Annotated in this window: 11 protein-coding genes; 3 read left to right on the forward strand and 8 right to left on the reverse strand. The window is 51.7% G+C overall.

Annotation, left to right across the window (positions count from 1 at the left end; translation table 11 throughout):
- Positions 1-77 precede the first annotated feature (77 nt).
- Positions 78-815, forward strand: a complete 738-nt coding sequence (locus ACE41H_RS13450; RefSeq protein WP_375355782.1) for an SDR family oxidoreductase — start codon at positions 78-80, stop codon at positions 813-815.
- Between the two features lie 60 nt (positions 816-875).
- Here the strand turns inward: ACE41H_RS13450 and ACE41H_RS13455 are convergent, their stop codons facing one another.
- The 3 genes from ACE41H_RS13455 to ACE41H_RS13465 form a co-directional block, all read right to left on the reverse strand.
- Positions 876-2,213 carry a glycosyltransferase family 2 protein gene (locus tag ACE41H_RS13455; protein WP_375355783.1) on the reverse strand — a complete coding sequence of 446 codons (1,338 nt, stop codon included), beginning with the start codon at positions 2,211-2,213 and terminating at the stop codon, positions 876-878.
- A gap of 130 nt (positions 2,214-2,343) precedes the next feature.
- Positions 2,344-3,117, reverse strand: a complete 774-nt coding sequence (locus ACE41H_RS13460; protein ID WP_375355784.1) for an exodeoxyribonuclease III — start codon at positions 3,115-3,117, stop codon at positions 2,344-2,346.
- 87 nt (positions 3,118-3,204) lie between these two features.
- Positions 3,205-3,864 carry an alpha/beta hydrolase gene (locus ACE41H_RS13465; RefSeq protein ID WP_375355785.1) on the reverse strand — a complete coding sequence of 220 codons (660 nt, stop codon included), beginning with the start codon at positions 3,862-3,864 and terminating at the stop codon, positions 3,205-3,207.
- A gap of 226 nt (positions 3,865-4,090) precedes the next feature.
- Between ACE41H_RS13465 and ACE41H_RS13470 the strand changes: the two genes are divergently transcribed.
- Positions 4,091-4,414 (forward strand): DUF3817 domain-containing protein, encoded by a 324-nt coding sequence (locus tag ACE41H_RS13470; RefSeq protein ID WP_375355786.1) that lies wholly within the window; start codon positions 4,091-4,093, stop codon positions 4,412-4,414.
- On the opposite strand, the gene ACE41H_RS13475 is transcribed toward ACE41H_RS13470, so the two are convergent.
- Positions 4,398-5,480 (reverse strand): iron-hydroxamate ABC transporter substrate-binding protein, encoded by a 1,083-nt coding sequence (locus ACE41H_RS13475; RefSeq protein ID WP_375355787.1) that lies wholly within the window; start codon positions 5,478-5,480, stop codon positions 4,398-4,400. The genes ACE41H_RS13470 and ACE41H_RS13475 overlap by 17 nt on opposite strands.
- Positions 5,481-6,041: 561 nt before the next feature.
- The gene (gene thrC / locus ACE41H_RS13480) at positions 6,042-7,436 is read right to left on the reverse strand and encodes a threonine synthase (protein ID WP_375355788.1); all 1,395 of its coding nucleotides are present in this window, start codon (positions 7,434-7,436) and stop codon (positions 6,042-6,044) included.
- A gap of 198 nt (positions 7,437-7,634) precedes the next feature.
- On the opposite strand from thrC, the gene ACE41H_RS13485 reads away from it, so the two are divergent.
- Positions 7,635-7,889, forward strand: coding sequence for a hypothetical protein (locus ACE41H_RS13485; RefSeq protein WP_375355789.1), 255 nt, complete (start codon positions 7,635-7,637; stop codon positions 7,887-7,889).
- A gap of 25 nt (positions 7,890-7,914) precedes the next feature.
- Here ACE41H_RS13485 and fhuB read toward each other — a convergent pair whose 3' ends face one another.
- The 3 genes from fhuB to ACE41H_RS13500 all read right to left on the reverse strand — a co-directional run bounded on the left by fhuB (position 7,915) and on the right by ACE41H_RS13500 (position 14,362).
- Positions 7,915-9,969 carry a Fe(3+)-hydroxamate ABC transporter permease FhuB gene (gene fhuB, locus ACE41H_RS13490; protein WP_375355790.1) on the reverse strand — a complete coding sequence of 685 codons (2,055 nt, stop codon included), beginning with the start codon at positions 9,967-9,969 and terminating at the stop codon, positions 7,915-7,917.
- A 32-nt stretch (positions 9,970-10,001) separates the two neighbouring features.
- Positions 10,002-11,012 (reverse strand): ABC transporter substrate-binding protein, encoded by a 1,011-nt coding sequence (locus ACE41H_RS13495; RefSeq protein WP_375355791.1) that lies wholly within the window; start codon positions 11,010-11,012, stop codon positions 10,002-10,004.
- Positions 11,013-11,215: 203 nt separating this feature from the next.
- The gene (locus ACE41H_RS13500) at positions 11,216-14,362 is read right to left on the reverse strand and encodes a beta-galactosidase (protein WP_375355792.1); all 3,147 of its coding nucleotides are present in this window, start codon (positions 14,360-14,362) and stop codon (positions 11,216-11,218) included.
- Positions 14,363-14,399: the final 37 nt, after the last annotated feature.

The raw sequence follows: 14,399 nt of genomic DNA on the forward strand, positions 1-14,399 counted from the left end.
TGGGATGAATCTTCTATCCGTTGTAAAGCCAGATGTTCCATAATGAACTCATGCAAAAACAAAGGAGAGATTATCGAATGTCCAATGTTAAAGGAAAAGTTGTTGTTATTACAGGTGCAAGCAGCGGAATCGGTGAAGCCGCCGCCCGCCTGCTGGCCGAGCAGGGAGCCAGCGTCGTTCTGGGAGCAAGACGCACGGAAAGGTTGGAGGCACTCGCAACCGAAATCCGTTCCAAAGGAGGCGCTGCAGAATATCGTGCCCTGGATGTCACCAGCAAGGAGCAGATGGATGAGTTTATCAGCTTCGCGCAGAGCAAATTCGGCCGTGTCGATGTGCTTGTGAATAACGCCGGCGTAATGCCCCTTTCTCTGCTGGAAGCCTTAAAAATCGATGAATGGAACCGGATGATTGACGTCAACATCCGCGGAGTGCTGCACGGTATTGCTGCCGGGCTGCCTGTGATGAAAGAGCAGGGCTTCGGCCAATTCATTAATATCGCATCCATCGGGGCGTACAGCGTAACGCCGACCGCTGCGGTCTACTGTGCCACCAAATATGCGGTCCGCGCCATTACCGACGGACTGCGGATGGAGGTGGGCGGCGATATCCGCGTCACTCTGATTTCACCGGGGGTCACGGAATCCGAGCTTGCCGACAGCATTTCGGATGAGGAGTCACGCGAGTTCATGAAGGAGTACCGCCGGATTGCCATTCCTGCGTCCGCCATTGCCCGTTCTATCCAGTACGCTATCGAGCAGCCGGACGAGGTGGATGTAAGCGAGATTATCGTGAGACCGACGGCGAGCCCGAATTAATTTTTTGTAAAATAGGGGGAGTCCCAGGCCAATTGTGCCTGTTGGGACTCCCCCTATTTGTTATTTCCAGACACGCTTTAATTTCAGTGCTTCCTGCGCATAACCCCAGACCGAAATCGGGCTAATCAGAAATTGATAAAACAGGGTAAACAGAATGAACCCCCTTATATTTCTCCGCACCCTCAGATTAAGCGTCCGGAATACATGCCGCTGGTAACGGTACAGTAAATAAAAGCTCAAAAAGGTTATCGGCAGCACCAGCAAAGACATTGGACCAACAATCCAGTAAATGCCAAAAAAAGCGATGAACATGCCTGGAATCCAGGCAAAGGTGTAAGCCAGATCAATCAGGAGCATGGACAGATTTACACCCGTCAAATACTTGGCGAAGATGCTCGGCTGCTCCCATGGCTTGACCGTCTTCAGTCCTTCAATCATGCCCCGCGCCCATCGGCTCCGCTGACGGGCAAAGTGCAAAATGGATACCGGGACAGTCGTAAAGGCGACCGAGAGCGGCTCAAAATAGACACGGTAACCGGCCTGCAGAAACTGCCAGGTCAGTACGATGTCTTCCCCAATCACATCGGGCCAGCCACCCGTGGCACGGACCACCTCCGTCTTGTAAAGACTGAACGCCCCTTGGGCCACCAGGGTCTGCTGATACAATCCCTGCAGCCTCTTGACCGAGGCAATGGCGAGGAAATAATCCCACTCCTGCATTTGTGTCAAATAATTTTCGCGGCTGTTGCGCACCAGAACAGTGCCTGCCACCGCACACACATCCGCAGGTGAAGAGAGCATCCGTTTGACAATGTATTGAATAGCGCTCTTGTGCATTAGCGTATCCGCATCCAAGGTCAGCACAAGCTCTGTTTCCACTTCAGCCAACCCCCTGTTCAGGGCATGGTGCTTGCCCGGCCTCTCCTCCCGCAAAATACGCAGAGAAAGGCCAAGCTCCTGCCCAATGGTGTCGGCGGTCGCTGCGGTCCGGTCCGTCGAATTGTTGTCAATCAGAATGACCCGGATCTGCCCGGCATAGTTCTGTGCAGCCACCTTGCGAAGGGTACCCGCGATTCCCTGCTCTTCGTTCCAAGCGGCGATGAGAAGCGTAACCGGTACCTGCGGATCATCCACCTTATAAGCAGGCTGTCTGTCGAACAACAGGCTGCTGATCAGAAAGGCGTTCAAATAACCGGGAATGTACGCCAAACCTGTGACGACAAAAATGGATCCGGGGATAGTAATGATTCGCCCCAGGTCCTCGACCCAGCGCAAAGATAAAAAAATGGAAAAAAGCACCCATAACAAAGCGATGCCGTGGCAGATAAAAAACTTGATTTTTACGGGGATGTAGGGGAATGTGATTTTCTCCTGCTGTCTTTGCCCATCCTGTCTCACTTGCTGTTGCTCCTTAACCTCTTACATAGGGGAGGCATCATGATGTCGAATAACTCTGAAGTCCCCCATATCTTAAACTTTTTCGCACAAAAAAACAGTGTATAATTTCACCCACGAAAACCATATTGTGTTATTCCAAACAAACATTTTTATTCCATTCTAATAACACGGGGCAATGGTCACTTCCCAAAATGTGACAGTCGATCTGAGCATCCTTTAACTGCGGCTTTAAGCGCGAGGAGACCAGGAAGTAATCGATCCGCCACCCGATATTCCGTTCCCTGACCTTGGGCATATAGGACCACCAGCTATACATTTCTTTTCGGTCTGGGTAAAAATAGCGGAACGTGTCCGTAAAGCCGGATTGCAGCAGCTTTGTAAACTTATCCCGCTCCTCTATAGTAAAACCCGAATTGCCCATATTGGACTTCGCGTTTTTCAAATCAATCTCCTGATGGGCAACATTCATATCGCCGCAGACGATGACAGGCTTGTCCTGATCAAGAGCAACAAGATATGCCCTGAACTGCTCCTCCCATTGCAGCCGATGCTCCAATCTGGACAAATCGCGGCGGGCATTGGGGGTGTACACATTGACCAGAAAAAAATCGTTAAATTCCAGCGTAATCACACGCCCTTCGGTATCGGCATCCGTCTCCCCCAACCCGCACGTGACCGCCAGCGGTTTGATTTTCGTAAATACGGCGGTCCCGGAGTATCCTTTCTTCTCGGCATAGTTCCAATATGAGTACACTCCGCTGCCGAGCTCCAGACTGATTTGCCCTTCCTGCAGCTTCGTTTCCTGTACGCAAAAAATATCCGCATCCGATGCGTGAAAATAATCCGTAAAGCCTTTGTTCACACATGCTCTCAATCCGTTTACATTCCAAGATACCAGCTTCATGTCAGACTCCCCTTATCTGTTTCCTGTGACTCAGTTTAACATACCGGGCCGGATTTGGCCTGTCTGCTTCCCTGTTCCATGCAATCTTCACGGATTGCAGATCCAATGCAAAGCTTCGCGGAAGAGCAGCTCCTTTTCGCTGCAATGGCACACCAGATGGCCGCTATTTGGGATCATCAGCAACTTTTTATCCGTTGACCCGAGGTGCGCATACAAGTAAGAAGCGCTGCGATTTCTGACCAGATGATCGTTCGTGCCCTGTACAATGAGCGCCGGCTGCCTGACCTGCCCATAAAAATCAAACGACTCGCGCACCAGCCGAAAATATTCACGCGTGGCCCTCGGCGGTGTTGTTATTGCGTTTCTGACATAAGCCCTTAGCATTTCAGCCCTGAAAAGTGTCTTGACAATTTCGCGCGGGTTCAAAGGAAATACCGGTGTGGACAGGAGGATCAATCTGCCGATTCTTTCACCATATTTGGCTGCCAGATGAACAGCAATTAGCGAACCCGTTGAAAAGCCGATTACATGGACCGTTGAATGCCGGGCCAGCAGACTCACCAGCTCCTCCTCGGCGCGATTGATCCAGTCCCTTCTTCCAGCTGCGAGCATATCCTCACGTGTTCCCCCGAGACCTTTCAAAGTAAAAGTACGCGCCGTACAGCCATGATCGCGCAAATAGTCGGCCAAAGGCGCAACCTCATGCTCCCCTCCGGTAAAGCCATGAATCAGCAAACAAACAGTCATCGCGATCATCTCCTGTTTTTTGTCCTGTTGTATATATCATTGTAAATCACGGACCTCTTCACAACCAAATAGGCACAAGCGAGCCATATTTCCTGACGGTTGGGTCGCTGATCAGGTTCAAAGCATATTAAATTTGAAATATTCATTTTTTTGTAACTTCCCGAATGACTGCAAACGTTTTATTTCAGCTATATTAAAAAGAAAACTATTAGTAGGAGGTATTCATTTGTCAGGACGCGTCTTGCAGTTGCTGCGTTTCGTCGGCAATTTTGAAGCGGTATCGTATCTGCTGCTCGTTTTTATCGCAATGCCCCTCAAATATTTGGCAGATCAGCCTTCTATGGTCAGCGTGGTCGGCATGATTCACGGCGTTTTATTCATCCTGTACGTAGTGACCATTCTTGCGGCACTGCTGCTGCGAAAATTGACGTTCAAGCAGGCCGTTCTCGGCTTCATCGCCTCGCTGCTGCCTTTCGGTCCTTTCGTGTTCGACCGCAAGGTGCTGAACAAGAGCAATATCCCTGCCAAGCCTGTCAATCCCAGAGCATAAGAACATATTCCAATTCAAAACACATATTCGATGTAAAAACAAAGAGAGCCGGGGATGTTGGTCCCTGGCTCTTGTTCGCTTCTCGTTGAATAAGCATGTCGGCAAACAGGTCGATCTGCTCGCTGATCGCGATCGGGTCATAAGGGTAGAACGTATCAAAATCATTCGAGAAAAACCGGTTGTTCTTCACGGCATCAAGATTCCTCCAGACACCGGATTTTTGCAGCTTTTCAAGGCTTTCACTTGTCCCGTCCGGATCATAATTGGTCAGGAACATGTAATCCGCCGCATATTGGGGCAGTGCCTCCAGGGACAGAAGCTTGGTTCCTTCTGCTCCCTGAATCAGTTCCTTCTGTATGACCTCAGGTGCTTTAAGCCCCAAGGCATTATAAAGGGCCTGTCCACCGCGCCCGGCATTGTCCCCGAATGCATACAATTCATTCTTCGGGGTCAGCTCGTATATGCCGAAGGTTGCGTTTTCGTCGATAATACCTTTAATTTTTTCCCGTCCGGCAGCCGCTTTTTCCTCATATTTGCTGATAAACTGTTCGCCTTTCTCTGGATGACCCGTTAAATCCGCAAACAGCTCGACCGTTTGATAAATGTCTCTTTCCGCGTCAAACGGAATATGTACCGTCGGTGCGATTTTGGACAGCTGCTCATATTGATCATCATACATGACCACGATCAGATCAGGCTGCAGCTCCAAAACGGATTCCGCGTTAATCGGTGTTCCTGCATCCTTGACCGTCTTCATTCGGTCTTTTATATACGGATTCTTGAAAGCATCACTTCCCGAGCCCACTACAGCCCCCTCGACGGACAGCAGCGCGCCTGTATAATAATCGGTTATGATCCGCTGTGGTTTGGCAGGAATCTCGATCGGTCCTTTGTCTGTTTCGAAAACCCGTGTTTCATTTGCAGCGGTTCCGGTGGTCCCCGTGCTCTCTCCCGTTTTTCCTGCCGCCGTGTTTCCAGAGCTGCCCGCCGCCCCGCATCCTGACAACATTACCATAAACATCATCAGCAGGATGCTGATTGTTAGCATTGCTTTTTTCCTGCTCATTTTCCTTTATCCCCCTACAGTAAACGATAAATATATGATAATGAAAATCATTATCATATAAATGATGATAGCAAGACCTTTCCCTGCCGTCCACCTTTTTTTAACGATCATCTGAAAGGAAATCCGGAAACACAAAAACGGGCCAAGTCCACTGAAGTGTGACCCGCCCGTTTAAAGATGATCCATATCCGTAAACTGCTGCATTGCCTGCAAATACCTCCTGTTAATGTTGAGTTTAACGTATCTTCGTTTGTGAATACGCTTACAATTTGCTGTGGAACAAATCGTTTGCTATCTGGATCCACCCCCATATCGAGAGATACAGAGGAATGCTGAGCAATGTTGCCCACAGCAGGCCTAGCCGAAAATCTCCTTCATGTCTCATGGGAATTCCTCCTCACGATTGAGCTTTTGGTACCGCTTACTACATATTATATACCCAACCAGCGAAGTTACCACTCCTTTTTTTTACACACAGAAAACATTTGGGCCATAAAAAAAAGCAGACACAAGGTTAGCTCGCTCCTTGGTCTGCTTGGGTGTAAGGAGGGCTCGCCTGCCTTACAGTTGATAAAAAATCTCCAGCTCCCGCACGATTTCAGCTTTATCATGCTCGACAATCTTTTGATGCTGCTGCAGCGTAAATAATTGCTCGATCTGCGGCGGGAATTGCTGCTTGATATCCACGAGCCGCACCGCTTCATCAAATTTCGCCGGATGCGCCGTTGCAAAGGTTACTGTTACTTCCCCTTCACCAGCTTCTGCCTCGTATGCCGCAATACCGCAGGCTGTATGGGGATCAAGAAGATAGTCATAAGATTTTTTATAGTCTCCGATCAGTTCAAGACATTGCGTATTGCTAGCTCCATAAGCCGCGAAATCCTGCTGCACCTTAACCAAATCCTCAGGGCTGATCGTAATCTTGCCGTTTTGCTGCAGCTCCTTCATATATGCGGATACCTTCTCTGGATCCTCACCCAGGAAATAGTACAGGTATCGCTCAAAGTTGCTGGCCACCTGGATGTCCATCGACGGGCTGTGGGTCATTTTGAAATCACCCGGCTTGTACTCTCCCGTCTTCACAAAGCGTTCCAGGATGTTGTTTTCGTTGGTGGCAATGATCAGCTTATTGACCGGAAGCCCCATTCGTTTGGCCAAATATCCTGAGAAAATATTGCCAAAGTTGCCGGAAGGCACACAGAAATTGATTTTCGGAAGCTGCTCTCCTTTGTTGATTTGCAGGTATGCATAAAAATAATATACGGTTTGGGCCAGAATCCGTACAAAGTTGATGGAGTTAATGGCGCGCAAATGGTATTTGCTCTTGAAATCCAGATCCGCGAACAGCTCCTTAATGACCTTCTGGCAATCGTCAAAGTTGCCTTTGACGGACAGATTCAGCACATTTTCATCGTCCACCGTCGTCATCTGCAGCTCCTGCACCTTGCTCACCTTTTGATGCGGATGCAGAATGCAGATCTTGATGCCCTCCTTACCGCGCACACCCTGAATGGCCGCCGCACCCGTATCGCCGGAGGTTGCGCCTAGGATGTGGATGATCTTGTTCTGTTTCTGTGATACATAAGAATAGAGCTCACCCATAAACTGCAGGGCAACATCCTTGAACGCAAAAGTAGGTCCATGGAATAGCTCCAGAATATACAAGGAATCATTCACTTGATGCACAGGTGTCACTTCCGGCGTCCGGAAGCTGGAGTAGCTGCGGCGGACTAGCTCCCGCAAGTCCTCCTGTGGAATTTCATCATTACTGTACAAAGAAAAAATTTCGAGGAAAAGCTGCTCATAGCTGAGCGTCTTCCATTGCTGCAGCGTCTCCTCCGCAACGGCCGGAACTTCGGCCGGTACCATCAGCCCCCCGTCGTCCGCCAGACCCATAAGCACTGTGTCGATAAACCCTTTGGGTTCCACTTGCCCTCTTGTGCTGATATATTGCATCGTCCACTTTCCCCCATTAACGTAAAAAGTAAAAACCCAGTGAATAAAACGTTTTTCAGAAAAACTTCCACCAGACGCGGACCCTCTTCTTAAATGTCCATCGATATACATTTTTTTTATTATTGTCTATATTAACCTGACACATGGCTGTAACCAAGCATTATTTTTGTTTATGCTGTATCTTTTTTACTGTATCTGATGAATATATTTTATCTTATTCTGCTGCCCTTTCCTGAAACACGGCATAATACGCCGCTCGCGGACGGCAATGTACAGCTTGTTCCGCTTCATTTTATTCAGGACATTATCCGGGAAACGAAGATGGTTGCAGATGAACCGTCAAGCTATTGGCATCTGCTGCAGGAACGCCCCGAGCTGAGCAAAACCTCCCATGTCATCACCTGGCCTGACAAGCACCGGGACAACAAAAGCCTGCAGACTACTTCGATGTAGTTTGCAGGCTTTTTTGCCGCGCTTTCTATCTTCTCCTTGGCATTCTGGATGAGCGCCACATCAGGAAGAGCAGGTAAGGAGCCCCGAGCAGTGCCGTTACGATGCCAGCCGGCAGCTCCTTGGGCATAATGACGATTCTGCCGAGCCAATCTGCAGCCGCCAGCAGCACACCGCCGATGAGAGCAGACAGCACCATGTTTTGCCGGTGATTTGCGCCAGTCAGCAGGCGTGCCGCATGGGGGGCTAGCAGGCCGATAAAACCGACCGAACCTACGTTGGCTGCTGCGATGGAAGCCAGCAGCACAGCAATTACGCCGGTGTACAGCCGGGTATTGCGGACATGCAGGCCGACTCCGGCCGCGCTTTCGTCGCCAAATGCCAGCAGATCGACTCTGCGGCCAAGCCACCAGGCCAAGGGCAGCAGCAGAATCAGGGCTGGCGTAATCTGCAGCACCTCCGCCCAGCCGCGGCCATAGGTGCTGCCGGCCATCCAGGCCAGGGCAGGGGCAACGGCCAGCTTGGCGTGGATGATCATAAGATTGATCAGTGCCGAACCTGCGGCGGCAACGGCAATGCCAACCAGTGTCAAAACGGTCGGGTTTAGCCCTCTTTTCCAAGAGGCGCTGTAGACCAGCACTGCAGCAGCAATCCCCCCGATGACGGCTCCAGCCGGCACCCAGCTAACAGGCAGCTGCGGCAGCAGGATCATCAGGAAGAGGGCTCCCGCCCCCGCACCGCTCGTAACGCCTACAATATGCGGATCACCTAGCGGGTTGCGGACAGCATTCTGCAGCAGACTGCCGCTCACGGCCAGCGCGATCCCCGACAGCCCTGCTGTAAGCAGACGAGGCAGGCGGAATTGCAGCAGAATCTGCCGGTACATGTCCTCTCCTCCGCCGGATAATACCGCTATGACCTCCGTAAACGGAATCGAAAGCGTGCCGCTCATCAGACTGAGCGTCCACACGACAAGCAGCAAGATACCAAAAAAGGCAACCCACAGGCGGTAGGAGCCAAACCTGAGCCTGCCACCTGCCGCCATTGACGTGGCCGGGGTTCCTTCGACCTTGCGGGAGACACGCATGGCAAGCCAGATCAGCCAAGGCCCGCCGATCATGGCGGTAATCGCGCCAGCCGGCAGCTCGCCATACGAATTGACGAACATGCGGGCAATCGTATCGGCCCCGGTCAGAAGGGCAGCCCCCCATACCGCCGCAAGGGGCACAAGCCCTGCATGTTTGGTAATGCCTGTCAAGCGGACCAGATGAGGTGCCACTAGGCCAATAAAACCAATGGGACCTACGACACTGACAGTGACACAGGCCAACAGCACGGCGGCCCCCATAGCCAGGGATCTTGCCAGCCCTACACGCTGACCCAGCGAACGGGCAGTCTCCTCCGAGAGCAGCAGCATATCAAGCTGACGAGCAAAAAACATAGCGACAACCAGTCCGGCAGCAATCCACGGCCAGGCGAAAACGACTCCATCCCAGTCGTTCTGAATCAGCGAGCCCGAGCCCCATAGAAATATGCCCTGGGTCGTTTGTTCATTTAGCAGCACCAGCGCGCTTGTGATCGAGGACAGGACAAGCGTCACGATCATGCCCGACAAGGCGATGCGCAGCGGAGTGCCCTTGGAGCCGCCTGCCAGCGCATGCACGGCAAGTGCGGCAACCGTGCCGCCGATCACAGCGAAGAGAAGGGAATAATGCCCCTGCATGACCGGCCAGAAAAGCATTCCTGATACAACCGCTAGATAAGCACCGGCATTAACACCAAGGGTTGACTCCGAAGCCAGCGGATTGCGGGTGACCGTCTGCATCAGCACACCGGCTGCCGCCAGCGCAGCCCCGGACAGCAATCCCATAACCGTGCGCGGCAGGCGCACACTGCGAATGAGCTGATGGTCAGGCAGATCCTGCGGAGCCGTAATGGCCTGGATGACAGTGGCCAATGAAATGTCCGCCAATCCTTGAGTAAGGCTGATAAACGAAATGACAAGCAACGACGCAAGGCCTGCCAGCAGCATCCCGAGTGTGCGCATGCCCACCCCGGTGCGTGCAGCCTGTTCCTGCTGCAATGGGGCAAGATTTCTGTTGAAGATGCCCATGGTTACTGTGTCAGCAGGTCGGCAGCTCTCTCAGCCAGAACCTTAGCCGATAGCGGGCCTCCATAAGGCCAGGTATCACCGCCCAGGGCATACACACGGTTTTCTTTTACAAAATGAAGCCCCTTCCAGACCGGATTGTCCTTCAACTGGTTCTCAATGACATTGTCGTCATCTTGAATGATATGAATAAAATTGGCATCCTGCAGCGCAGGCAGCGCTTCAACATCTGTGGTCGTAAACCCGTAAAGCTCGAACTGTTTCGATTTGTACGCATTCTTGAGACCGATATGCTCCAACGTCTTAACTGCCAGGGAATTATCTGTGGATATACGGAATGTGACGGCATTCTGGTTCGTAAAGGCCATGGCGAGAACAAACGGCTTCTGATCGGCTCCTGCTTCCGTGATCCGCTTTTTGGCCGTTTCATACGCTTGGTTCAGATCATCCAGTACAGCCTGTGCCTCCGTATTTTTGTCCAGCACATCGGCAATGGTCAGGAACGTCGTTTCCATATCTTCATACTGGTCCCCCTGTCCTTCTTCCGGATAAGGATTGAACAGCAATGTAGGCGCAACTGCTTTTAAAGCATCATAGTTCGCCTCATGCAACGATTTCAGGCCCAGGATTAAATCCGGCTTCAGGGAAGCGATTAATTCCATATTAGGAGCACCGCGGTCGCCGAGATCCGTAACATCCCCGCTTATTTCCACTGGAGCGTTCACCCATTTCTTCATGCCTTCGATATCGGTAATGCCCACCGGCTGCATGCCAAGCGCCAATACATCCTCCGCAGCTGTCCAATCCAGCACAACCACACGTTGAGGAACGCCTGTCACCGAAACTTCGCCCATAGCGTCCTTGAAGGTTCTTGTTTCCTCAGCCTGAGGAGCACCGTTCGACGCCCCCGCAGTGCTGCCTCCTCCTTCGGTAGCTGTGTTCTGAGCTCCGCAAGCGGTTAGAAAAACAGCGAACAAAAGAACGATCAAAAAAGCAGACGATTTTACAATACGCAATGAAATTTCCCCCTTAAAATGTATGTAATGAAAACAAGATTACAATCAAATGATAAAGATTATCATTATCACATATCCGTTTTATGATAATCGTACTTATTAAGGTTTGTCAATTTATTTTGCTGTGTTACAGGGAGTTATTTTTCAAAACAAAAAAAGGCTTCCGCCGACCGTTAAGCCAGCAGAAGCCCTATCATATGCACTTAAGATTTTGCATGCAGACTGGTTTTGATGGCAGCATTTCGGTACACACCCAGCAGCGAGCCCGTCAGGTCAGCGGCAAACAGCACCGCACGCTCGGCCTCCAGATTCATGCTGTACAGCACTCCGCTTTCTTCATCCTTCACCTCGATCTCGCAATCCTCGCCGGTCTCGGAAATGAATATATACAGGCTGCCCTCACGAAAGCGCAATCTTGTGCCATATATACCAGGATGGTCTCCACCCTGCACCCATGTCAGCGCGGACTGGGCTGCCTCCGCCTCCTGTAAAGCCGTCTCATAGAGCGACTTCAGCACATCCGTCCGCTCATTCAGCTCCAGCGGCAGTGGGCACCATAGGATTTTGCCTTTGCCATGGATGAAGGTCTGCACCTCACAGCTTCTTCGCCGCCCATCATCCAGTGCGGGTACCTCTTTATTAAGCTCGCCTATTTTCTTGCCGCCGAAGGAAGCGATATAACGGCGGCCATTGATAAACACGGTCTCTTCCCTTGTCACATTGGCCAGCTTCTGCGGTCCGGCGATGAATTCCGCTCTTGTTGTAGGCTTCCAGTATTCGTCCAACCCAAGCGGACCGGTGAACAGCAATGTGCCTCCTTCCTGCCCGATATGCGTCAATAATGTATGGAAAGCCGCGTCACTGAAGTTATGGGCACTTGGCACAATAATGAGCTGCGGACGCTCTGTTACGAGCGAGTCCAGATGATATTCACTTAATGCCCGTATAGGCTGTCTCAGCTCGTAGCCCATTACCCGCGTGAGCCGGGCTGTCGCCTCACAGGCAAAACGGCGGCTGGAGAAATCATTGGAATACGGGAACACAACGGCAACATCCTCCAGCTCCCGTTCCTCGAACAGACCAGCAATGCTCTGCATAAAAGCGCCAAAGTCATAAGATACGTCCGCTTCCGGTTTCTGCGTGCCGTCCGCCCGTACCGCTCCGATGTTCGATTCACACACATTATCCATATAATAGTTCGTGTTCCACAGCCAATGAATGGCCCCCGCCCCTCCCGAAGCGAAAGCATAGGCATATTTGCGTTCCAGCATATTGCGCAGCTCTTCTTCCATGCGCTTGGCCCGGTTATCCGGCTGCTCTACATACATAATGCCGGTTTCCTGCACCAGCAGAGGTTTGTCCGGATTTTTACCGAAAATGCCGTCCCACAGCAGGCTGTCATTCAGCCACCAGGTATGTACGTTCGTATAATCCACACTTTCTGCATAAAACAGCGGGGACGGCCGCGGCCCTCTGCCTAACGCTTCGTCCTGGCCGACCGTAACGAGGTGGCGGGGCTGAATCGAGCGAATAGTGGAGCGCAGTTCTTCCGCCCAGCGGTTGTGCATGTCCATGCCAAACAAAGTATAGTCGAGCCAGCGTGTGTTCTTTTTCAGCTTTTTAACATCCTCAATGTCGAAGGCAATATCCGTCTGCTCCGGCAAAGTGACGGCAGCAAAGTCAGGCAGCTCGGTGGCCGTCATATTCCAGCGGTCCTGCAGCGCTTCAATCGATCCATGCCTTTGCTGCAGCCACTTGATATATTCGGCCTTCTCGAAAGGATCTCCGAGTGTGCGCGGCCCCGTAAAAATGCGCATTGGATCGAACAGGGACGGCTCATTGATCAGGTCCCACTGGACATTGGCTGTATCCTTATGTCTGGAGACAACGGAGGCGATAAACCTTTTCTGGGCCTGCACGCTTCGCGGATCAAGATACGGATTCAGCCCTTCCCATGCCGCCGGGGCAAAAGCGAAGAACGTAAACGTAACCTCCAGCTTATGTTTCGCCGCAGTCAGGATAAATGCGTCAATTGCACGCAAAATTTCCTCCGAAGCGTGGCCGTCCTCGAACATTAGATGCCGCCAGGCGCTCCACAGACCTGTACGAATCCAGTTGATTCCCGCCTCCTTCATCGTCTGCATATCCCGGTCCCACAGCGCGGCATTCGGCAGATGCACGAATTTTCGGCCGACGTCCGAGGTCATATATGTCATACCCACCACAGGGAACGGCTTGCCGTCCTTTCTGAAATAATCGCGGTCTGTGGTCAAAAATTCTCCTTGCTCAGGCAGCTCCTTGTCATATCCCCAATAACCCTGGCGGAGGATACGACGCTCGCCAGTTTCGGAAACCGCCGAGCAGATGATATGATACAATCCGGGCGTCACATCCACGGGGATGTTGAAGGTCTTATACTGAATTTCCTCCGTTGCGTGTATTCCCAGGTTTTTATGCCATAAAGGGCTGGTTTCGCCCTGCCTGGTTACGGAAATCTCCATGCTCCATTGGATGCTGTCGGATTTGCTCAATCCAGACACTGACGCCGGGACAATTTTTTGAATTTGCAGCGTTAAATGGGCCCACTCTCCCTCGTAATATACCGCATAGCTTGGTTTCAGCCAGATTTCGGTCACGCCTGCAGAGCAATAAGCAGTCCATTCTTTCAACGCTTCCAGTCCCTCTTCTGTCCAGAAGCCCGCTTGCAGCTGCTGATTCACAAACAGCCAGCGACCCCCGGCGAAACGTCCGCGCACATATTCCAGCAGCACGACAGGCGCAGAGACCTCTCTGTCCTCCTCCGAAACCCCACTCAGCAATGGCGAGATGCAGGCATTCATCGGCCCCGAGGAGCCTGTTGCCTGCTGCAGCTGATCTCTTTCGTGTGTCACATGCAGAATCAGACCGAACGTCGGTTCGACCGAAAACAGATGCTCTCTGCTCTCCAAAAGGGGAAGGTCCGGATTGTGACGGAGGAAAGCAGCACGACTTCCATCCACGACAAGCGCTTCATGAATCCCCAGCTCCTGATGGTAGGCCGTCTGCTCGCCTTTGCTGCTCCAGGCTCCTTCCTCCAGGGAAACGGGCTGCTTGAACGGGGCGCCGCCCATATGAATCAATCCGCCGCCTTTCAGCAGAAAGGACAGGATTTCCGGCCATGCCTGCTTCGGAAAGTAAGCTCCGTGCAGATGAATGAGACAGTCTGCCAAACCGCTTTGCAGCGCGGTGGACAGACCCTCCGCATCAACCACGGTATAAGTTCTCCGTAGTTGCTCCAACTGCTCCCCTTCCGGTCTGGACCCTTCATAAGGAAAGGATGGATCATAAAAGACAATCGTATTTTCGGTCATGTTCACATCTCCCAGGTAATATCGTTTTTTAATCAAT

This window comes from Paenibacillus enshidis, assembly GCF_042136365.1.
Taxonomy (GTDB): domain Bacteria; phylum Bacillota; class Bacilli; order Paenibacillales; family Paenibacillaceae; genus Paenibacillus; species Paenibacillus enshidis.